This window comes from Pseudoalteromonas sp. 0802 (assembly GCF_013350085.1).
In the GTDB taxonomy this organism is placed as follows: domain Bacteria; phylum Pseudomonadota; class Gammaproteobacteria; order Enterobacterales; family Alteromonadaceae; genus Pseudoalteromonas.
The window spans coordinates 953,724-973,950 of record NZ_JABVXE010000001.1; the positions used below are offsets into that span (position 1 = coordinate 953,724).

The 20,227-nt window shown below is 41.4% G+C and carries 20 protein-coding genes; 8 read left to right on the top strand and 12 right to left on the bottom strand.

All coding sequences use genetic code 11. The features are described 5' to 3' along the window. Nucleotides 1-155: 155 nt before the first annotated feature. The gene (locus tag HUS61_RS04430) at nucleotides 156-1,205 is read right to left on the bottom strand and encodes a GGDEF domain-containing protein (RefSeq protein ID WP_175082064.1); all 1,050 of its coding nucleotides are present in this window, start codon (nucleotides 1,203-1,205) and stop codon (nucleotides 156-158) included. A 206-nt stretch (nucleotides 1,206-1,411) separates the two neighbouring features. Continuing rightward, nucleotides 1,412-2,314: an HTH-type transcriptional activator IlvY gene (gene ilvY / locus HUS61_RS04435; RefSeq protein WP_175082063.1), complete on the bottom strand. Its 903-nt coding sequence runs from the start codon at nucleotides 2,312-2,314 to the stop codon at nucleotides 1,412-1,414. A gap of 146 nt (nucleotides 2,315-2,460) precedes the next feature. On the opposite strand from ilvY, the gene ilvC reads away from it, so the two are divergent. From ilvC to HUS61_RS04455, 4 genes are all read left to right on the top strand, one after another. Continuing rightward, complete coding sequence (gene ilvC, locus HUS61_RS04440) at nucleotides 2,461-3,933, top strand: ketol-acid reductoisomerase (RefSeq protein WP_062564305.1); 1,473 nt, start codon at nucleotides 2,461-2,463, stop codon at nucleotides 3,931-3,933. Between the two features lie 144 nt (nucleotides 3,934-4,077). Continuing rightward, nucleotides 4,078-5,991, top strand: a complete 1,914-nt coding sequence (locus HUS61_RS04445) for a methyl-accepting chemotaxis protein (protein WP_175082062.1) — start codon at nucleotides 4,078-4,080, stop codon at nucleotides 5,989-5,991. 84 nt (nucleotides 5,992-6,075) lie between these two features. Continuing rightward, nucleotides 6,076-7,260, top strand: coding sequence for a tetratricopeptide repeat protein (locus tag HUS61_RS04450; protein WP_175078964.1), 1,185 nt, complete (start codon nucleotides 6,076-6,078; stop codon nucleotides 7,258-7,260). Further along, nucleotides 7,247-8,113: a M20/M25/M40 family metallo-hydrolase gene (locus HUS61_RS04455; protein WP_175082061.1), complete on the top strand. Its 867-nt coding sequence runs from the start codon at nucleotides 7,247-7,249 to the stop codon at nucleotides 8,111-8,113. The genes HUS61_RS04450 and HUS61_RS04455 overlap by 14 nt, the downstream gene beginning before the upstream one ends. On the opposite strand, the gene HUS61_RS04460 is transcribed toward HUS61_RS04455, so the two are convergent. Beyond that, nucleotides 8,114-8,431, bottom strand: coding sequence for a GIY-YIG nuclease family protein (locus HUS61_RS04460; protein ID WP_062564301.1), 318 nt, complete (start codon nucleotides 8,429-8,431; stop codon nucleotides 8,114-8,116). A 117-nt stretch (nucleotides 8,432-8,548) separates the two neighbouring features. Between HUS61_RS04460 and HUS61_RS04465 the strand changes: the two genes are divergently transcribed. Next, nucleotides 8,549-8,911: an outer membrane protein assembly factor BamE gene (locus HUS61_RS04465; RefSeq protein WP_054551724.1), complete on the top strand. Its 363-nt coding sequence runs from the start codon at nucleotides 8,549-8,551 to the stop codon at nucleotides 8,909-8,911. A gap of 41 nt (nucleotides 8,912-8,952) precedes the next feature. Here HUS61_RS04465 and HUS61_RS04470 read toward each other — a convergent pair whose 3' ends face one another. Together HUS61_RS04470 and HUS61_RS04475 are read right to left on the bottom strand one after the other, a co-directional pair. Continuing rightward, nucleotides 8,953-9,279: an RnfH family protein gene (locus HUS61_RS04470; RefSeq protein ID WP_055197025.1), complete on the bottom strand. Its 327-nt coding sequence runs from the start codon at nucleotides 9,277-9,279 to the stop codon at nucleotides 8,953-8,955. Next, on the bottom strand, nucleotides 9,276-9,716 hold the full coding sequence (locus tag HUS61_RS04475) for a type II toxin-antitoxin system RatA family toxin (protein ID WP_054561884.1): 441 nt from the start codon (nucleotides 9,714-9,716) through the stop codon (nucleotides 9,276-9,278). Before HUS61_RS04475 ends, HUS61_RS04470 begins: the two co-directional genes overlap by 4 nt. 133 nt (nucleotides 9,717-9,849) lie before the next feature. On the opposite strand from HUS61_RS04475, the gene smpB reads away from it, so the two are divergent. Both smpB and HUS61_RS04485 read left to right on the top strand, forming a co-directional pair. Beyond that, the gene (smpB, locus tag HUS61_RS04480; RefSeq protein WP_054551727.1) at nucleotides 9,850-10,329 is read left to right on the top strand and encodes an SsrA-binding protein SmpB; all 480 of its coding nucleotides are present in this window, start codon (nucleotides 9,850-9,852) and stop codon (nucleotides 10,327-10,329) included. Between the two features lie 264 nt (nucleotides 10,330-10,593). Next, the gene (locus HUS61_RS04485; RefSeq protein WP_258535976.1) at nucleotides 10,594-13,119 is read left to right on the top strand and encodes a TonB-dependent receptor; all 2,526 of its coding nucleotides are present in this window, start codon (nucleotides 10,594-10,596) and stop codon (nucleotides 13,117-13,119) included. Between the two features lie 68 nt (nucleotides 13,120-13,187). Here HUS61_RS04485 and HUS61_RS04490 read toward each other — a convergent pair whose 3' ends face one another. Beyond that, on the bottom strand, nucleotides 13,188-13,793 hold the full coding sequence (locus HUS61_RS04490) for a peroxiredoxin C (protein ID WP_054561886.1): 606 nt from the start codon (nucleotides 13,791-13,793) through the stop codon (nucleotides 13,188-13,190). A 283-nt stretch (nucleotides 13,794-14,076) separates the two neighbouring features. Further along, nucleotides 14,077-14,790 carry a fatty acid metabolism transcriptional regulator FadR gene (gene fadR, locus HUS61_RS04495; protein ID WP_054561887.1) on the bottom strand — a complete coding sequence of 238 codons (714 nt, stop codon included), beginning with the start codon at nucleotides 14,788-14,790 and terminating at the stop codon, nucleotides 14,077-14,079. A gap of 233 nt (nucleotides 14,791-15,023) precedes the next feature. On the opposite strand from fadR, the gene nhaB reads away from it, so the two are divergent. Further along, entirely contained in the window at nucleotides 15,024-16,604 is a 1,581-nt protein-coding gene (nhaB, locus tag HUS61_RS04500) for a sodium/proton antiporter NhaB (protein ID WP_175082059.1), read from the top strand. A gap of 90 nt (nucleotides 16,605-16,694) precedes the next feature. Here the strand turns inward: nhaB and tyrA are convergent, their stop codons facing one another. From tyrA to rpsP, 5 genes are all read right to left on the bottom strand, one after another. After that, nucleotides 16,695-17,828, bottom strand: coding sequence for a bifunctional chorismate mutase/prephenate dehydrogenase (tyrA, locus tag HUS61_RS04505; protein ID WP_062564297.1), 1,134 nt, complete (start codon nucleotides 17,826-17,828; stop codon nucleotides 16,695-16,697). Between the two features lie 265 nt (nucleotides 17,829-18,093). Then, a complete protein-coding gene (rplS, locus tag HUS61_RS04510; RefSeq protein WP_054551733.1) occupies nucleotides 18,094-18,453 on the bottom strand; it encodes a 50S ribosomal protein L19 in 360 nt (119 codons plus the stop codon). 33 nt (nucleotides 18,454-18,486) lie between these two features. After that, nucleotides 18,487-19,254, bottom strand: coding sequence for a tRNA (guanosine(37)-N1)-methyltransferase TrmD (trmD, locus tag HUS61_RS04515; protein ID WP_054551734.1), 768 nt, complete (start codon nucleotides 19,252-19,254; stop codon nucleotides 18,487-18,489). Continuing rightward, on the bottom strand, nucleotides 19,254-19,787 hold the full coding sequence (gene rimM, locus HUS61_RS04520) for a ribosome maturation factor RimM (RefSeq protein ID WP_054551735.1): 534 nt from the start codon (nucleotides 19,785-19,787) through the stop codon (nucleotides 19,254-19,256). The genes trmD and rimM overlap by 1 nt, the downstream gene beginning before the upstream one ends. A gap of 17 nt (nucleotides 19,788-19,804) precedes the next feature. Further along, complete coding sequence (rpsP, locus tag HUS61_RS04525) at nucleotides 19,805-20,053, bottom strand: 30S ribosomal protein S16 (RefSeq protein ID WP_054551736.1); 249 nt, start codon at nucleotides 20,051-20,053, stop codon at nucleotides 19,805-19,807. Between the last annotated feature and the right edge of the window lie 174 nt (nucleotides 20,054-20,227).

A 20,227-nucleotide genomic window follows, 5' to 3' on the forward strand; every position in this document is an offset into this window, starting at 1 on the left:
ATAAACCGCTGCGCACATCCTGATCGTTTGAGATTTCATTGTTATTTTACGACCAAAGGGGTTTTGCAATAAGAGCATAATATCAAGATGTGAACAAACTGTCGTTGCAAGGTTACAACTATTCACAAATTTGATACATATATCGGTTAAGTTTGTTACTCTTCGACGATTTCGATACGATTTCGGCCATGTTCTTTGGCTAAATAGAGTGCTTTATCGGCTTTTGCTATAAGTTGTTCTGGATTACTATTTTTAGCTTTTATAGCAATACCAAAGCTAGCAGTGACTTGGCTTAACACCTTATTAGATTTAGGCTCTTTAATCTGTAATTTAGCGACAGCATGACGCAGCTGCTGAGTAAAATTAGTCATGTCACTTATACTTGCAAACTGTGCGGTGAAACAAAACTCTTCACCACCATAACGATAGGCCTGACCAACACTAGATACATGTTTAAGTAGTTTTGCTGAAACTGCACGCAAAACTTGGTCTCCTTTTTGATGACCAAAAGTGTCGTTAAATTGTTTAAAGTGATCGATATCAACCATAGTAAGAACAGTGACTTCAGCTAAGTCATTGGTTTGACAAAACCGCGTGATATCTTCATCAAACTTACCGCGGTTATAAAGCCCTGTAAGCGGGTCTTTTTCGGCTTTACTTCTAGACCTGACAAGCTCTTGTTTTAATTCTGTAATTTCTGAGTAAGCCAGCGCAAGCTGATTTTGAAAATCTTGTGCACGACTTTGCAAAGCTGCCGACTCGTCACTTAAGCGCTCGACACAATCAAGTACATCATCAAAGCCCCTTTCCTGACTTATATCAGCACTAGTTAGTGTGTCACGGCATTCTTGCAAAGCTTGGTTGAATTCAGCTGAGTAACTAAGTGCTTCATTGATATCTTGATGCACCCTACCAACAACATCATTAAAGCCACTCGAAAGCTGATAAAAAAGAGCTAAGTCATCTCTAGATAAGTACTTGTTGAAAAGGTGCTTTGCCTGCTCATGACTGCAGGTATTGTATTTTTTAATAATACTATCAAGCTCTTCGTTTAAGTCTTGGTTCTTTTCACTCACATAGCAATACCAAAGCGCATAATTAAGCGGTGTAATTGGCATTTTGTATTTTACCATTAAAGGAATTGCGAGCTTCAAACAGTGGCTCGAGTAGCTTAATGAATGTTCGGCTTGCGCTGAAAGTATCATGAGTCTAGGCCATGAAAGTTTTATTATTTTAAAATACGGTATCAACCCCATTAAAAAAATCAATGAAAAAGGATTTTACAAACGTAAAACCAGCAAAAACCACGAATATTTTTTACAAAAACCAATACTAAATAATTAATTTAAATTAAGCCATTTGTATCAACATAATATAGTTAGCAATAAAGTGTTAGTGACTAGCTCTTAAGCTAGATTGCTTGCTGAGTAAGCGATTGAGCAATACTCCAAATTGCGTTGAGTGCCGGATCATGGCGCTCTTTATTTAAAACAGCTAGACCAATTTCAAATCCTGCAATACTCTGCTCCGCATCACTCACTATTTGTACTTTATCTTTAAGTGGGCTGTTATCCAATACAATTTTGGGCACCATGGCAATACCTAAACCTAAGCTCACCATAGAAACCATGGCTTCGTGGCCTGCAACCTGCGCGTATATACGGCCATGAATATTTTTTTTACGCCACCACTGCTCAAGTCGCTGCCTAGATAAACCCTGCTCAGCAACAATAAATTCTAAATCTGACCAATCAATTTGTTCATTAGCAGATAGCTTTTCGCTGATCGGGCATGCTATTTTTGGTGCTATCAATACTAATGGTGAGTAACCAACGCTTGTAAAGGCTATTTGCCCCGGTAACTTCATAGGTTTTGCAGCAATTGCCATATCTTCATGGCCATCTAAAACACGATTAATTGCAAGAGCGGGATCACCTGTATTGAGGGTAATTTCAATATATGGATGTTGCATTCGCAGTTGCTCAAGTATTTGGTGTAAAAAACTATATGAGGCGGTTACTGAGCAATAAATACTGACATTGCCATAAACATGCTGTTGCGGCTCTTGTACGTTAGCCTTAAAACGGTGCCAGTTAGCCAACGTCGCATTAGCGTACTCAATAAATGACTCACCCTCGCGAGTTAATTTGACGGTGCGATTATCCCGATTAAACAGCACTACCCCAACTTCTTCTTCAAGTTGCTTGATGTTGCGGCTCAAAGTGGGCGCACTGATATGACAAAGCTCACTGGCCCTAGCAAAGTGCAACGTCTTAGCTAACGCCAAAAAGTAATTAAGATGTTTGTGATCCATATCGCCACCATTTCATTTTATGAAATACTTTAATTCAAATATATCATTTTACGCAAGGTAAAAAATTGCATAGTGTTAATACATACAAAGAACACCACGTCGGTTCTTTGATTTTCTAACAAAATTGTATTTATAGGACACTAACAATGGCGAATTATTTTAATACTCTTCCTTTAAGAGAGCAGTTAGCGCAATTAGCGCAGTGTGAATTTATGGACCCAGCAGAGTTTGCTGATGGTGTAGACGCTTTAAAAGGGAAAAAACTCGTTATTGTCGGTTGTGGCGCACAAGGCCTTAACCAAGGTTTAAATTTACGTGATTCTGGTTTAGATGTTTCTTATACTCTTCGTGAATCAGCGATTGCTGAGCGTCGTCAATCTTTCTTAAACGCATCTGAAAATGGTTTTACTGTAGGCACATATGAAGAGCTTATCCCAACAGCAGATGTAGTATTAAACCTAACGCCTGATAAACAACATACGGCTGTTGTAACTGCCATCATGCCGCTAATGAAACAAGGTGCAACACTTGCTTATTCACACGGCTTCAACATTGTTGAAGAAGGCATGCAAATCCGTGAAGACTTAACAGTAATCATGGTTGCACCTAAGTGCCCTGGTTCAGAAGTACGTGAAGAGTACAAACGTGGCTTTGGTGTACCGACATTAATTGCGGTTCACCCAGAAAACGACCCTCAAGGCCATGGTTTAGCGCAAGCTAAAGCATATGCAGCAGGTACCGGTGGTCATCGTGCGGGTGTACTAAAATCATCATTCATTGCAGAAGTTAAATCAGACTTAATGGGTGAGCAAACGATACTATGTGGCATGTTGCAAACAGGTTCACTACTTTGCTTCGATAAAATGGTGGAAAAAGGCATTGATGCAAGCTACGCGTCAAAGCTAATCCAATACGGTTGGGAAGTGATCACTGAAGCACTTAAGTATGGTGGTGTGACTAACATGCTTGACCGCTTATCAAACCCAGCAAAAGTGAAAGCATTTGAATTAAGTGAAGAACTTAAAACAATTATGCGCCCGCTTTATAACAAGCATATGGACGATATCATCAGCGGCGAATTCTCTCGTGGTATGATGGCTGACTGGGCTGAAGATGACGCAAAATTACTAGCATGGCGCGCAGAAACTGCCGAAACTGCATTCGAAAAGCAACAAAATACCGACCAAGAGATCAGCGAGCAAGCATTCTTCGACCAAGGTATTTTAATGGTTGCAATGGTTAAAGCAGGTGTTGAGCTTGCTTTCGAAACCATGACTGCCGCAGGTATCATCGCTGAATCTGCTTACTATGAATCACTACACGAAACGCCGCTTATCGCAAACACCATTGCTCGTAAGAAGCTTTTCGAAATGAACCGAACTATTTCAGATACTGCAGAGTATGGCTGTTACTTATACAACCACGCGTGTTTACCGCTTCTACAAGACTTTATGAAAGACATCGACACTGATGTGATTGGTAAAGGACTTGATAGTGCTAGCAACCAAGTTGATAACCAAACCTTGATTGCCGTGAATAAAGCACTACGCGAGCACCCGGTTGAAATCATTGGTAGCAAGCTACGTGGTTACATGTCAGCAATGAAGAAAATTGTTTAACCCTGGAAAGTAAGTTTCGCTTGTTAGAAACCAAGCCCAATTGCTTATATGCTTTGGGCTTTTTTTTTGTCCCTACATTGATTCGTCATCTGTAAAGTGTATGCTAAAATTACTGACTTAAATGTTGTAAACTAAGACACTTTCATGGCGTTAAATCAACTCACCATTACTAAAAAAATTACACTGCTTGGCAGTTCTATAGCTCTCATTGTTGCTGCGTTAATCGGCGCAACAGCGATATACAGTGCAAAACAAATCATCGAACAACGAATGATTGAATCTGAGCTACCTAGCAAACTTCAAGCAATTGATAACTATATTACTCACGATATAAATCAAATGATCAGTGCAGCTGAGCAACTCTCTAGTAACGAATTTGTATTAGAGTGGGCGCGTTCAGGCAATACTGATGATAAAACACTGCTAAAAGAACTTAACCGCCTTGTTAAGCAATACGATTTAGCAACAGCTTCGTGGGCTAATCGTGAAACTGCACAATATTGGAACCAAGACGGCTTCTTGCGCGTTTTAACTAAAGAACAAGATGGTTGGTTTTTTGCGTTTACAAACACCGCACAGCCTTTTTCTATCAGTATCTATCAAGAGTCGCCGACTGATGTGAAAATGTTTGTAAACCACCAGCAAACCAACGGCATTGGTTTAGCAGGCCTTGCTAAAAGCATTGACGACATGCAGGCTATGCTGCAGCGCTTCCAAATCGAAGAAACAGGTTTTGTATTTGTTGCCGATAAAAACGGCCTCATTCAGCTGCATAAAGACGAAAACAAAGTCGCTAAAGCTAAGTTGGATGACGTTTATAAAACGGGTATCACGCGTACTCTGCTAACGCAAAGCGACTTCAATTTACAAGAGATTGTTCTCAACGGAGAAGCAACCTTAGTGGCTGCAAGTCCAATTAAAAACACCGATTTATTTGTTATTGCCCAAGTACCTAAGCACGAAGTGTTTTCGAGTATTCAGGTTTTACAATGGCAAATCATCAGCTTTGCAATAGTGATTGCGCTGATCGCAAGTTTTGCTGGTTTAGTGCTTGCACGCACGCTTTCATCGCCGCTGTCGAAAATGGCTGAGTTATTCACCCGTTTAGGCTCTGGTGATGCTAACTTAGCATATAGACTTCCTGACTCTGAGCAGCCAGAACTTGCTAACTTATCTGCAGGCTTTAACCAATTTATCTCTAAGATTGAAACTGCAATTAGTCAAGTAGCTCAAGAGAGTAGTGAAATCAGACAAAGCGCTGATCATGTATTTCAGCAAGCACAAAAGAACTCAGAAGCGCTTGATAATCAAAAAGAGCAAACTATCTCGGTTGCTGCGGCGATTAATGAAATGGGTGCGACAGTGCAAGAAATTGCCTCAAGCGCAGCGAACACGGCTAAGCTTACTGAGAATAGTAAGCAGAACACTGAACAAAGCCATACTCAGGTAACGCAAAGTAAAGAAGCGATAATAGAGCTGGCATGTGATATCGATAATATCACCGAGCAAGTAAACGAGCTGGCCAACAAAACGCAAGCCATTGCCAGTATTGTTGACTCTATCAGGGGTATTTCTGAGCAAACTAACTTGTTAGCACTTAATGCGGCGATTGAGTCTGCTCGTGCGGGTGAGCACGGCCGAGGCTTTGCTGTTGTAGCAGATGAAGTAAGAGCACTTGCAAATCGCACTTCACAATCAACAACTGAAATTCAAACTATGATCAGTGAACTTACCAGTACCTCTGATTTAGTGGTTAATCATATTAATCACTCAAAATCACAAGCTCAATTAAGCGTTGATGCAATGCAGAGCTCTGTTGAATTACTTAATGCCATTAACGATGCTGCCAATGAAATAAACGATATGGCAACCTTAATAGCAACTGCGACCGAAGAGCAAAGTAATGTTGTGGCAGATGTCGGTCGCAATATTGAACAAATAAGTGACATTAGTGACAACGTCATGCGTGAACAAATTGACAGTGAACAAGCAATCAAAGACTTAGCGAACAGTGCGCAAACCCTTGATGACCTTGTTGCGACATTTGATAAACGCTGACACGTTTTGTAACAGTTAACCCTGCCCCTTTTTCATTCACGGCCTATACTTAAATGGTATTAGGCCATGATTTAAGAGGGTCAGATGAAATTATCTAGCATTGTTTTAGCCTCAAGCTTTTGCTTATTAACAGCGTGTAGTAGTACAGAAAATAACACCGCTCCCCCACCATTTGCTTTGACGCAAAGTAATACGTTTACTCAAATCCCAGTTGAAACTCAACAAGAGATTTTTGCATTAAGCAAACATGTAAAAGAGCAACTTGATAGTGCTTTTCCAAAAGACAGCCGTTCATTGCAAAGCACTAAACGTTTGCTGAAGTTCCTGTTGCAAAATGGCGATGCGTCTTTATCTTATCAATCTGGTGCGACCTTAACCGCTAATCAAGCCTACTCAAATTTAAACGCCAACTGTTTATCGTTATCGATTTTAGCCTATAGTCTTGCTGACTACCTTGGCCTTGCAGGACAATTTCAAAAAGTGCATATCCCAGAATATTGGGCACTTGATAATGGCTTTAATTTACTCACAGGCCATATCAACTTAAAAGTAAGTGAAGCTCAAAAACTGGTGGTAAATAGAAAAGTCATTTACCCAGAAGAGCGCTCTTTAGTAATAGACTTTGACCCTAACAGCCGCCAAGAAGCGTTTAAAACTAGCAACATCAATAAAGCCCGCATCACAGCAATGTTTTATAACAATAAAGGTGCAGCTGCGATGCTAAAACATGATTATGATACTGCTTTTAGCTATTACAAGGCGGCAGTTGATATTGATAGCAACTACTCAGGTGCATGGGGCAACCTTGGGGTATTATTCAGATTAACGAGTGACTATCAAAATGCAGAAACAGCCTACCAATACGCGATTAGTTTAGATCCAGACAACAACACCGCATTAGGCAACTTAGCAAGACTCTATAACCTGACCGATCGTAAAGAGCAAGGTCAAGCTATATTAGCCAAGCTTGATAAAAAGCGCCAAGCAAACCCGTATTATCATATTTCTTTAGGAAATGACGCCTATACAACCGCCCGTTATCAAGATGCCTTAAAGCACTACAAAAAAGCCCGTGACTTAAATCCAACCCTGCATGATACTGATTTTGGTTTAGCGAGAACCTACTATCAATTGGGTGACTTAAAGCTGGCTAAAAAATATTTAACTATGGCAAACAATAAAGCAGACTTTGATCATGATAAACAGCGTTACGAAAGTAAATTACAAGCGCTTCGCTCGCATACTGCAAAGCTTATTGATTACCGCTAGTGCTGTACTGATAAGCACTGGGCACGCTTTTGCCAGTAAAGACTTAGAACAAGACATCATAACGCTAACATCGGCTCAATTTGCAGGGCGAAAAACGGCGACTCAAGGCGCTCAGTTAGCCGCAGAGTTTGTTTCTGAGCGCTTTACCTCACTTGGCTACACTGTTGATGAGCAAAGTTTTACTTATCAATCAGGATTCTTTGGCAAGGCTACTGGGCGGAACATTATTGCGTCCCAAAATAGCCGCTGTGAAAACTGTAAAAAAGTTATTTTTACTGCCCACTATGATCACCTAGGGCAAAAAGGCAGTCGGCTTTATCCTGGTGCTAATGACAATGCCAGCGGCGTTGCCGCTTTACTTTATTTAGCTGAGCACTTTGCACAAAGCACCCAGCCCTATCAATTAGTTTTTGTTGCAACCGATGCAGAAGAAAATGGCCTACATGGTAGCGAGTACTTGGTATCAACACTTAATAAAGACGAAATCAAACTTAATATTAATTTAGATATGCTCGTTGTAAACCCACGAAAACCTCGTATCTATGCGTTTTTAGATAAGCAATCACTAGCGCAATATCAAACTGACATTAAAACCCTATCTGATGAGCAGCTAACCTTTATGGCAACTAGCTCGTCAGCGAGGCTGAATCGATTATTTGATCTCAAAGTTGATTGGCGCAGAGCAAGTGATCATTATTCATTCGCTAAAGCCGGGATCCCTTACATTTATTTTGGCATCGGACACGATAAACATCATCATCAAAGCACTGACACAGCGGCGCACATCGACTTTACATTGTTCGAATATGCCATAGCGAAGATAGCCCTATTTATTGAAAAGCTTCCAAGTTAGCTATTTGGGTAGTTCAGAGGTTAAAACAAACTGTCTTTTTTGTGCTTTGCTGAGCTTTTTTACGCTTATTTCAAGTTTAGTTGCTTCACTACGATTACCTACCTGCTGTTGATAGATAAGTGTTAAAGGCCCTTTGCCTTTGAGGTTTTTAGCCCCTTTTCCCGCTTGATGCTGCATAAAACGCTTTTCAACGTTAGTGCTGATCCCAGTGTACCAATGACCTAAACGTGTTTGCACTATATACAAATGCCACAGAGCCTCTGAATTTTCGTTGTTTTTTATAGGCTGCTGTAAACTTTCTGGGTTTGCTGTGGTCAAATCTGTGCCTCGTGATTGTTAATCGCATTTCAGTAAAAACAATTGCTGAAAAGGGTTTTACCTTCTGTGACTAATCGGTATCATGCAGTGTATAAAAAATAAGGATTCAAACAAATAATGCAGTCGTTTAAAACTTTTTCTTTTTGGTTAGTACTTACCCTTACTTTAAGTGCTACAGCAGGGTGTTCAAGCTGGGTTTACCGAATCAACATTCCTCAAGGTAACTTCTTAGAGCAATCAGATGTAGATAAGCTTCGTGTAAATATGACTCGCGAGCAAGTACTGTATGTACTAGGCAAGCCAGTAGCTGAAGACTCATTTGATAAAAATACCTGGCACTACCTGTACGTATTCAACCTTGGTCGTAGCAACGAGCAACGTAAGTCACTCACTATTAACTTTGAAAACGATAAGCTTGTTTCGTTGTCGGGAGACTATGAACAACCTAGCGAATTTAATACGCCGCTTGAACAAGAGTAATAGCAGCGCAAATTATTAAGGGTAGCCTAAGCTACCCTTTTTTATGCTTTATTTAAAGGGCGACCGCCCGTCACTTTGTTGGCTCGGCCCTCTTCTTTGGCTTTTTCAGCCCGGCGTCTGCGTGCATCCTTTGGATCAGCAATAAGCGGTCGATAGATTTCTATGCGATCGCCATCTTTTACTTCTTGATGCAGTTTACAAGTACGATTCCAAATCCCAAGCGTTAGGTTATTTGCGTCTATTTCAGGGCACTTATCAATAATACCTGACTTAATCACCGCTTGCTCAGCTGTAGTGCCTACTGGCACTTCTACCAGCAAACTAGTTGCCGTTGTAGGTAAGGCAAAAACCACTTCAACAGTGATCATGGGCGAACTCCATATACAGTTTTAGCGCGTTGTGTAAATGCATTAACCATGTTCTTAGCGACTTCGTTAAATACTTTACCGAAAGCCATCTCAATAAGTTTACTAGCAAATTCAAACTCAAGGTGAAGCTGAACTTTACATGCTTTATCGTCCAGCGGTAAAAAATGCCATTTACCTTGCAGCTTTTTAAATGGGCCGTCGACTAAGCGTAGTGCAACAGTTTGCTCATCAATAAAGGTATTTTCGGTAGTGAACCACTTTTTTAAGCCGGCTTTTGAGATCTCTAAACTGGCCGTCATGCCACTGGCTTGTTGTGTAACGATTTTTGCATCTGAGCAATGTGGTAAAAACTCTGGATAAGCATCAACATCATTCACTAAATCAAACATTTCTTTGCTGCTGTACATTACCAGCGCACTTTTTTCTATTTGCGGCATATTCACTCCCAACTTTGTCGGCGAATTTTAGCAAGCTTTGGCTATTTCCCCAAATTTTAGTAACACGAAAATATCTGCAAAGCCTTAAAAAAGCGATGTAAAAACGCTGTTTTTACGTATAATATGAGCCACTATGGCTAAGAAAAAATCATCTAAATCGACAAGTAATACCATCGCGCTTAACAAAAAAGCGCGTCATGAGTATTTTTTACACGATAAGTTCGAAGCAGGGGTTGAACTACAGGGCTGGGAAGTAAAAAGTATCCGAGCTGGTAAAGTAAACATCTCTGAGACTTATATTCACATTAAAAACGGCGAAGCATTTTTACTTGGCAGTCAAATTCAGCCTCTCAACAGTGCTTCTACTCACGTAATTTGCGATCCTTTAAGGTATCGTAAGTTACTTTTAAATAAGCGTGAAATCGATCGTCTTATCGGTGCTACAGAACGCGAAGGTTTTTCATTAATCGCGACTGCAATGTACTGGAAAAAATGCTGGGTGAAGTTGGAGTTCCACCTTGCTAAAGGTAAAAAGATGCACGACAAACGTGAAGACGGAAAAAATAAAGATTGGGCGCGTGAAAAAGAACGCCTGATGAAACATAAAGCTTAATTTATGAAATGAGCCTAACCTTTTTGGTAGGCTCGTACCCCTTACCAGTCCTGACTTTCCCTACTTAAGAACTTAACCCCTTAATAAACCCATACTTTTTTGCTATTTCATTCGCCACCATTTACATGATATCAATCTTTGTCGTGATTAATTCACAACACTTTCACAATTATACAAGGATTGAAATATATGAAGATCACCCATCGCTTTATACAACGACCTCTCTATGCATTTACAGTTGCAGCATTAGCAGGCACAAGTTTTATGTCAGCTGCTGCAGAGTCAGACGGAGCTGAAAAGGTCGAGCGTATTGAAGTTACAGGTTCTCGCATTAAGCGCTCAGATATTGAAGGGCCATCACCGGTTCAATCAATCAGCCGTGCAGACATCGATAACATGGGCTACGACAACCTACAACAACTATTAGAACGTATGCCAGTTGCAGGTAATGGTACTTTCTCTACTCGCGGTAATAACCAAGACTCTACAGCTAATGGTGCTGCAGCAGTCAGCCTTCGTGGTTTAGGCTCAGACGCAACATTGGTACTTATTAATGGCCGTCGTGTATCTATTAGCGCTTTTGCTGAAAGCATTACTAATTCGTTTGTTGATATCAACTCAATCCCTGTCTCTGCGATTGAGCGTATCGATATTTTAAAGGATGGCGCATCAGCTATTTATGGTTCTGATGCAGTTGCAGGTGTAGTTAATATTATTTTAAAAAAAGATATTAACGGCCTAGAAGTAAACCTTGGATATGGTGGCACTGACGGTCCTAACTACGAAGAAAAAACAGCAAGTCTAGTTTGGGGTACCAGTACAGAAAAAAGCAGCGCATCAATTATTATTGATTACTTTAACAACACTGCACTTTCTTCTGATGAAATGGGACGTCTAGGTACAGCAAACCAAGAACCATACGGTGGTATGGATTTTCGCTCATCCCGTGGCTTCCCGGGTTACTTTTATGTAGATGGTGAAAAAACAATTGATCCGGCCTGTCCGGCAGAAAATGCAACGGCAAGTGGCAGTTGCTTATTTGACTACGGCCCATTTGGTTATGTAACCCCAGCATCTGAGCGTGTCGGTGCTATCTCACAATTTGAATATAACTTCGACAATGGCATTTCAGCTTTCTTAGAAGTAGCTGTACAACATAATACATCGCAAGCAGCAGGTGCACCAACGCCTCTTGATGAAGACGCAGGCCTTACAGTGCCAGCGAGCCATCCTAACAACCCGTTTGGCCAAGATATCGAAATTGGTCGCTACAGAACGGTAGATGCCGGCCCTCGCCAATGGGATATTGAATCAGATACAATGCGTTTTGTTGCGGGCCTAAAAGGTGAGATCAGCGACTGGAGCTGGGAAGCAGCAGTTCAAAAAGGTCGCAGTAAATCAATGCAAACCGGTGACAGAAGCCAAGGTTGGGTGCGCACTGATTTCTTACAACAAGAAATCGATGCAGGTAACTATAATCCATTTGGCGGCACCTATAATGACCAAGCAGTGATTGACCGTATCACGACAAGCTTAGTGCGCCGTGGTGAGTCTCATATGACCTCATTTGATGCAAATATCAGTGGCGAAGCATTTAGCTTTGGCGATGATGTAGTAATGATGGCTGCTGGTATTGAATACCGTGAAGAAGATGTGAGCGATATTCCGGACGACCAATTCCAACGTGGTTTAATCTTTGGTACTGAGTCTGTATCAGCTGCTGCAGAACGCGACCAATACGCAGCTTATATTGAGTTTTCAATTCCTTTAGCAGATAACCTAGAACTGCAATTAGCGGGTCGATACGATGACTACAGCGATTTTGGCTCAACAACAAACCCTAAAGTAGCTGTTCGCTGGGCACCAACTGATTCAATCACTGTTCGTGGTTCGTGGGCTCAAGGTTTCCGCGCACCTTCATTGGCACAAATTGGTTTAGGTCCATCGGAAGAGAGTCAGTTCTTTGTAGATACATACCGTTGTCAGGCAACGGGACTTGACTGTAATGCGCTTGATTACAACATTCAATTTGCGGGTAACCCGAACCTTGAAGCTGAAGAATCAGAGTCATGGAATGTGGGTTTCATTTGGGCACCAACCGCTGAATTTGGTTTTGGAATCGATGTATGGAGCATTACCCAAGATAATAAGATTGACGAGCAAGAGTTCGGCCCTATCTATGATAACAACTGTAATGACCAAAACAGCACTGTGTGTGTGCGTTTAGCGCCACAAAATGGTCAGAGTTTAGGTGTAATCCAAAAAGTTTACAGCACCTTTGAAAACGTCTCATCACAAGAAGTATCAGGTGTCGATGTATCGGCTAACTACACGCATGCGATGAACGATTATGGCTTCTTAAAATTCAATTTAGAATGGGCTTACCAAAACGAATTTAAGAAAGATGGCCGCGATTACACTGGCGAGTACCGTTACCCTGAAAACCGTTGGATTTTCTCAACAAACTGGGAAATGGGTGACTTCAATACTAATGTAAACGTTAGTTACACTGGCGAGTTTGAAGATACGCCAGATATCGACTTTGACGGTAATCTAGACTTTGATAGCAACACATCACGTATGGTTGATTCACAAACGCTAGTAGATTTACAAACTGCGTATAATTTCTCAGAGAAAATTAAACTTTCTGTGGGTGTGAATAACGTGTTTGATGAAGATCCTCCGTTTGCAATCGGTGATGGTGATGGCGACTTATATGGCTATGTATCAAGCGTACATAACCCACGTGGTCGTTATTTCTATACTAAGCTAACAATGCGCTTTAACTAATATCGTTGAGCTTAAAAACAAAAACCCGCCAATTGGCGGGTTTTTTAATTCTTTAACTAAGGCCTAGATTATAGGTCGCCTTCGTTTTCAGAAAGGAATTTAGCAACACCTGCAGGGCTTGCGTCCATACCTTTTTTACCTTCAGTCCAACCAGCTGGACATACTTCACCGTGCTCGCTGTGGAACGCTAGCGCGTCAACCATGCGGATCATTTCGTCGATATTACGGCCTAGTGGAAGGTCGTTAACTACTTGGTGACGTACGTTACCTTCTTCGTCGATTAGGAAAGAACCACGGAAAGCAACACCTGCTTCTGGGTGCTCAACGTCGTATGCTTGACAGATTTCGTGTTTAACGTCTGCAACTAGTGCATATTTAACTTGACCAATACCACCGTCAGCAACGGCAGTGTTACGCCATGCATTGTGTGAGAATTGTGAATCGATAGAAACACCGATTACTTCAACGCCACGCTTTTGGAATTCTTCAAAACGCTTGTCGAAAGCGATTAGCTCTGAAGGACAAACGAAAGTGAAGTCTAACGGGTAAAAGAAGATAACTGCTTTTTTACCTTTGATAGTTTCTTTTAGGTTGAAGTTTTCAACGATTTCACCGTTACCAAGAACAGCTGCTGCAGTAAAGTCTGGTGCCTGACGGCCAACTAATACACCCATTTTTATCTCCAAATATTTGAGTTTATTTCCAATTGCCTATGCAATACTCACTTAGATATGGTTACTAAAAATCAAAAACCAAGAGTAAGTATTGATAATTTGCAAGATAGTTTAATGAGGTTACAGACAAATGAACAATCGAAAAAAACGATATGCTTAATCGGAAAAATTGATTCGCAATAAACGGGGGTTTGAGATAACTCTATATTAGTGTGCAAATTGACCGACAGAACAAAAAACCCAGCTTTTAGCTGGGTTCTTAAATGAATATCAATACAGACACTTAGTCCATGATATCTTCTGGCATATCACCACGGATTTGCTGCCAGATTTCACCTGTTTGATGACCATATTTACGCATCATAGAAATCGCACCGTCATGCTCACGACGCTCAGCAAGCTCTGTTAGGTCTTTATAAAACTGACGCGCTAATTCACGGGTACGAGAATCAGAGAAGTAATGGCAGCCAATTTTTGAGTAGAAACCTTTAAAACCATTTAAGATAAGCACGTAAATGCGGTTATTACCCGCCACTGCTAATTCATGGTGAACTTTATAATCGTAATCAGCAAATGCTTGAGCACTGTCTTCAAGCTCTTCACTTTGCGATAAAATTTCAATTACACGCTCTGGGGCAAGCTTAATAGCCGCACGGGTATAAATTGCGCTAATATTAGTGCGAGCAGAAAGTAATTGGTCTGTAAGCTCTGGCATTTTGTCTTCATCAAGACGTGCTAGCGTCTCTAGAATGTTAAGACCCGAGGTTTCCCAGAAGTTATTTACACGTGTAGGTTTACCGTGTTGAATCGTTAGCCAGCCATCACGAGCTAGACGCTGAAGTACTTCACGTAAGGTTGTACGTGTTACACCAATCAGCTCTGACAATTCACGTTCAGCAGGAAGAATTGAGCCAGGCGGAAAGTCACCATTCCAAATAGATTCAACAATGTATTCTTCAGCAAAACCTGCTGGGCTTTTCGCTTTAAAAATTCTCATCCAATTTCCACTTGAGTTAGCAACTACTTTTACCGCATTTGGTGTTCAACTCACTGATTGTACCAGATGATCTGCAACTAACAAGTAAACTAACTCCGCAGTGCATAAAAATCTACAAGATCTAGTTAAATAAATGACCTTTTGGATTAAAAGTACGCCAAATAACAATACTTTCGATATACTGAATTTCTAATTATTAACAATAACAACCAGCACTATTAAAAGGTACGGCCATGCAGCAGCGCGTTTTACCAGCAGTATTTAAAAATTTTTTGGGGACTTCGCCACAGTGGTATAAATACACCATTATTGCGTTTTTACTAATCAACCCGGTGTTATTTCAACTTAACCCTTATCTGGCAGGATGGGTATTAGTGCTAGAGTTTATTTTTACACTCGCCATGGCACTTAAATGTTACCCGCTACAACCGGGAGGCTTATTAGCAATTGAGGCCTTATTTATCGGCATGACAACCGCCGGCCAAGTTGAACATGAAATAGTACAGAATATCGATGTGATCCTGTTACTTATCTTTATGGTTGCCGGCATCTATTTTATGAAAGACTTGCTTTTGTATATCTTCACAAAGCTGGTTGTTTCGGTGCGAAGTAAAACCGTATTGTCGCTGTCGTTCACGATTGCTGCGGCTTTTTTATCTGCTTTCTTAGATGCGTTAACGGTGATGGCGGTGGTTATTGCCGTTGCGATGGGCTTTTACAGTATTTACCACAAGGTTGCATCAGGAAAAGACTCTAGCAGCGAGCATGATATTAATGACGATAACCAAGTTCGCCCTGTAAACCGTCAAGAGCTTGAAGAGTTTCGTGCTTTTCTTCGTAACTTATTAATGCATGCATCAATTGGTACTGCCTTAGGCGGTGTTTGTACCATGGTAGGCGAGCCACAGAACTTGATCATTGCTGAGCGTGCTGGCTGGTTATTTGGCGAATTTTTCTTCCGAATGTTGCCTATTACTTTACCCGTTATGATTGCCGGTATTGCCACTACTTTCTTGCTCGAAAAAACTAAAGCCTTTGGTTACGGCGCAAAACTCCCTGCCCCCATCCACACGATTTTATCTGATCATGCTAAAAAGCTTGAGAAAAAACGCACCACACGCGACAAAGTGAACCTAGCGATTCAAGCTTTCATTGCTGTTTGGTTGATCATAGGTTTAGCCCTTCACTTAGCCACTGTTGGTTTAATTGGTTTGTCTGTCATTATTTTTGCCACAGCCAGTGCTGGTATTATCGAAGAGCACCAGTTAGGTAAAGCATTTGAAGAAGCCCTACCATTCACAGCATTACTTTGCGTATTCTTCTCTATTGTTGCAGTTATTATCGACCAGCATTTATTTACACCTGTGATCGCATGGGTGCTTACCTTTGAAGGTCAGCTACAACTTGTGATGTTCTTCATTGCCAACGGTATTCTTTCGATGGTCAGCGATAACGTTTTCGTGGGTACTGTGTATATCAATGAAGTGGCTGCTGCGTTACAGGCAGGTCAAATTACCCGTGATCAATTTGACCTATTAGCTGTGGCAATTAACACAGGTACTAATTTACCAAGTGTTGCAACGCCTAATGGACAAGCTGCCTTCTTGTTCTTGCTTACATCAACATTAGCCCCTGTGTTAAGACTATCTTATGGACGCATGGTATACATGGCGCTACCTTATACCATAGTGTTGACGATTGTTGGCTTGAGCATGACCTTATTCAGCCTTTCAGATATGACTGACTTGCTGTATCAATGGGGCTTAATTAACCACCACACAGGTGCGTTACCTGGCTCATTAGGTGGTCATTAAAACGATTATTTAAAACAAAACATTTGCAACTAAAAAGCCCGCTTGATGCGGGCTTTTTTGATAGAGCTCTTTTTGCTAGGTAATAGCTGTTTAATCAAGCACTTTCGCGTCGTTTGCTTTATTAAGTAAGCTGCGGCTTTGCGTTAAGAAATGTGCAGTTGCATCAGAGAAGTATTCTTTTGCATCAGCAAATGCGGCAATCAATGATGCTTTATCCCCAGCTTTTAGCTTTTCGAGCGTGTCTGCAAAAGTATCTTGGTAGTTGGCAAGCAGTGCTTCTACATCGTCGAATTGCGCTAACATGATATCAGAGTAAAGTTCTGGCGATTGGGCAAATAAGCGCCCTACCATCATTAACTCTAATTGATAAATGGGTGATGAGCAGCTGCGAAGCTCTGCAAGTGTATGGCTTTGCTTGGCAAGAAATTGGCCATATACAAAGGTTGTTAAGTGGCGCATAACCTGAATGATCTGCATTGCTTCATCGTGTTTTTTAGCATCCATTTCAACTACTTGGCAGCCCCAAACTTGTAGTTGTGCCATTAACCCTTTAGCCACTTCATGATCTCGCCCTTCACACACCACAACCGTTTGTTTTACCCAGTGCGAAATATCTGGGCCAAACATCGGGTGTAAGCCAACTACAGGGCCGCTATGTGCCGCCATAAGCGCTTTTAGAGGTTTTTGCTTTACTGAGGTAATATCAACCAGCAAACAGTCATCATCAAGTGTTGGTAATGCTGCGACAACTTGTTCAAGTGCATTAATTGGCACACTGACAAGAACCAATTTTGCCCCTTTTAATATCGTTTCACTTTGTGCTTGCTGTGCTTTATCTAAAATACGCACTTCATAACCTGAACGAGTAAACTGTTGAGCAAATAGCTGACCCATGGCACCTTCACCACCAACAATTACAATAGGTGATAACTGAGGCGCAACGCAAGCAAGGCTACCTTGCTGATTCTGATAAGCTTCACGCATCATACGACGCAGGATGTCCTCAACTAATTCAGGGTTAACCCCTTGTGCGACTGCTTCTTGACGACGTGCCGCGAGTAAATCTGCCTCGCGATCTGGGGCATGTAATGGTGCACCGATTTGTTGCTTAATTGCGCCGATTTTTTCTGTAATCCCATTACGCTTTGCCAGTAATGCCACCAATTGCGCATCACATTCATCTATTCCTGCTCTTAAATCAGCTAGATCATTCACTGTTACCACGTTACCACACCTCAAACCCTATAAACGTAAATATTTATATACAAAAAAGTAAAGCTTGTAATACAAATTATAGTAACAGGATAACAGCCAAAGCACAAAGCCCTAACGTGCATGTAGCATAGCTTATGAAGGGATAACAGATAATTTAGAAGGGAGTATTTCGGTATTTCTCAGGGAAGGAAAATTTTTTTGTGGTATAAAAACCAAAACGGGTTGCAACCTAAGGCTGCAACCCGTTTTATTTTGCGTTGTAAAACAGCGCGTATTAGTTAAGTTTTTCTCTAATACGTGCAGATTTACCAGAACGCTCACGTAGATAGTAAAGTTTCGCACGGCGAACTGCACCGCGACGTTTAACTGAGATACTATCGATAAGAGGGCTGTGCGTTTGGAATACACGCTCAACACCTTCACCGCTCGAGATTTTACGAACTGTGAATGCTGAGTGAAGACCACGATTACGCTTAGCGATTACAACACCTTCAAAGGCCTGTAGACGCTCTTTGTTACCTTCTTTTACACGTACCTGTACAACTACTGTATCACCAGCGCCGAATGCTGGTACGTCTGTTTTAAGCTGCTCTTCTTCAAGCGCTTTAATAATATTTTGGTTTACTTTTGCCATTATATTTCTCACTTTCCTAGGTGTAACTGTCTTCTAGCCACAAGCTTGTTGGTACTCTTGCTGAAATTCAGCAAGGAGTGCCGCTTGCTCCTCAGTCAGAGCTAGGTTATGCAACAAGTCAGGACGACGAAGCCAAGTTCTACCAAGTGATTGCTTTGTGCGCCACTTAGCGATTTCTTGGTGGTTTCCGCTGAGTAATACAGCAGGCACCTGTTTATCATCCAATGTCTCTGGCCGTGTATAGTGAGGACAATCAAGCAAGCCATTCGAAAATGAATCCTGCTCAGCTGACTGGTTATGACCTAACACCCCTGGTACTAATCGTGCTACTGCATCAATTAGCGTCATCGCGGGTAGCTCACCACCACTTAAAATAAAATCACCAATTGACCATTCTTCGTCAACGTATGATTCTATAATTCGCTCATCTATACCTTCATAGCGACCTGCAATTAAAATCAGCTTTTCTGATTGTGCAAGCTCGCTTGCACCTTGCTGATCTAATTTGCGCCCTTGCGGGGACATATAAATTACTTTTGCACCATCACCTGCCGCTTTTTTAGCGTCAAGGATAGCTTGTTTCAATGGTTCAACCATCATTAACATGCCAGGACCGCCCCCGTAAGGACGATCATCCACAGTTCTATGCTTATCAGTAGCATAGTCACGTGGGTTCCAACAGTTAAAGTCGATTAGACCATTTTTAACTGCGCGACCTGTTACCCCTTGGGTGGTAATCGCATCAAACATGTCCGGGAAAAGGCTTATCACCCCTACCCATAGCGAACTCGTTTGTGACATTAAAACCCTGGGTCCCAGTCTACGGTAATTTCTCTTGCATCATGTTTAACTTCTTTAATAACAGAATCTGTTAAGAAAGGAATTAAACGCTCTGCTTGGCCAAATGCATCTTTTTTGTTTGCTTTCACAACCAAAACGTCATTTGACCCTGTCTCCATTAGGTCATCAACAGTGCCTAAGTTATAACCTTTATCAGTTATAACAGACATGCCGATCAGATCTCGCCAATAGAATTCACCTTGCGGTAATTCTGGTAGCTGCGCTGCATCTACTGAGATTTCTGCATTGGTTAAAGCCATTGCTTCGTCTCGGTCGTTTACTTGCGCAACTTTAGCGATAAAGCCTTTGTTGTGGCGACGCCAGTCGACCACTTCTAAGGTCTGCCATTTACCTTGTTGCCCTATCAACCATGGGCTGAAATCGAAGATCCCTTCGGGATCATCAGTAAATGAATGCACCTTAAGCCAGCCCTTTATACCATACGGGGCACCGAGCTTTCCTACTGTAATATACGAGGTGTTCTCTTGACTCATGGTTACTCTTACGCCTATTAAGCCGCTTTACGAGCGTCTTTAACTAACTTAGCTACGCGATCTGAAAGAGATGCGCCTTGACCTACCCAGTGATCAACACGAGATAAATCTAAACGTACTTTTTCTTCCTGACCAGAAGCGATTGGGTTAAAGAAACCTACTTTCTCGATGAAGCGACCGTCACGCGAGAAACGGCTATCCGCAACCACAATTTGATAGAAAGGGCGTTTTTTAGCGCCACCACGTTGCAAACGAATAGTTACCATACCGTCCTCTACATTAGATTGACTGTTTTCATTAATAAGATTTACTCCCCAATACGGGAAGCTGGGGAATTGTACGAGTTTTTTGCAACATTGCAAGTAAGAACTGCTGCAAAATGTAAGTTTAGTTGATTAAACACTGATCTGGGCTTTAAATCTTACATGCAGCTAACAACT

Coding starts and splice junctions, on each gene's coding strand:
- HUS61_RS04430 (WP_175082064.1), bottom strand. CDS start 1,205: ATGATACTTTCAGCGCAAGCCGAACATTCATTAAGCTACTCGAGCCAC.
- ilvY (WP_175082063.1), bottom strand. CDS start 2,314: ATGGATCACAAACATCTTAATTACTTTTTGGCGTTAGCTAAGACGTTG.
- ilvC (WP_062564305.1), top strand. CDS start 2,461: ATGGCGAATTATTTTAATACTCTTCCTTTAAGAGAGCAGTTAGCGCAA.
- HUS61_RS04445 (WP_175082062.1), top strand. CDS start 4,078: ATGGCGTTAAATCAACTCACCATTACTAAAAAAATTACACTGCTTGGC.
- HUS61_RS04450 (WP_175078964.1), top strand. CDS start 6,076: ATGAAATTATCTAGCATTGTTTTAGCCTCAAGCTTTTGCTTATTAACA.
- HUS61_RS04465 (WP_054551724.1), top strand. CDS start 8,549: ATGCAGTCGTTTAAAACTTTTTCTTTTTGGTTAGTACTTACCCTTACT.
- HUS61_RS04470 (WP_055197025.1), bottom strand. CDS start 9,279: ATGATCACTGTTGAAGTGGTTTTTGCCTTACCTACAACGGCAACTAGT.
- HUS61_RS04475 (WP_054561884.1), bottom strand. CDS start 9,716: ATGCCGCAAATAGAAAAAAGTGCGCTGGTAATGTACAGCAGCAAAGAA.
- smpB (WP_054551727.1), top strand. CDS start 9,850: ATGGCTAAGAAAAAATCATCTAAATCGACAAGTAATACCATCGCGCTT.
- HUS61_RS04485 (WP_258535976.1), top strand. CDS start 10,594: ATGTCAGCTGCTGCAGAGTCAGACGGAGCTGAAAAGGTCGAGCGTATT.
- HUS61_RS04490 (WP_054561886.1), bottom strand. CDS start 13,793: ATGGGTGTATTAGTTGGCCGTCAGGCACCAGACTTTACTGCAGCAGCT.
- fadR (WP_054561887.1), bottom strand. CDS start 14,790: ATGAGAATTTTTAAAGCGAAAAGCCCAGCAGGTTTTGCTGAAGAATAC.
- nhaB (WP_175082059.1), top strand. CDS start 15,024: ATGCAGCAGCGCGTTTTACCAGCAGTATTTAAAAATTTTTTGGGGACT.
- rplS (WP_054551733.1), bottom strand. CDS start 18,453: ATGGCAAAAGTAAACCAAAATATTATTAAAGCGCTTGAAGAAGAGCAG.
- trmD (WP_054551734.1), bottom strand. CDS start 19,254: ATGTCACAAACGAGTTCGCTATGGGTAGGGGTGATAAGCCTTTTCCCG.
- rimM (WP_054551735.1), bottom strand. CDS start 19,787: ATGAGTCAAGAGAACACCTCGTATATTACAGTAGGAAAGCTCGGTGCC.
- rpsP (WP_054551736.1), bottom strand. CDS start 20,053: ATGGTAACTATTCGTTTGCAACGTGGTGGCGCTAAAAAACGCCCTTTC.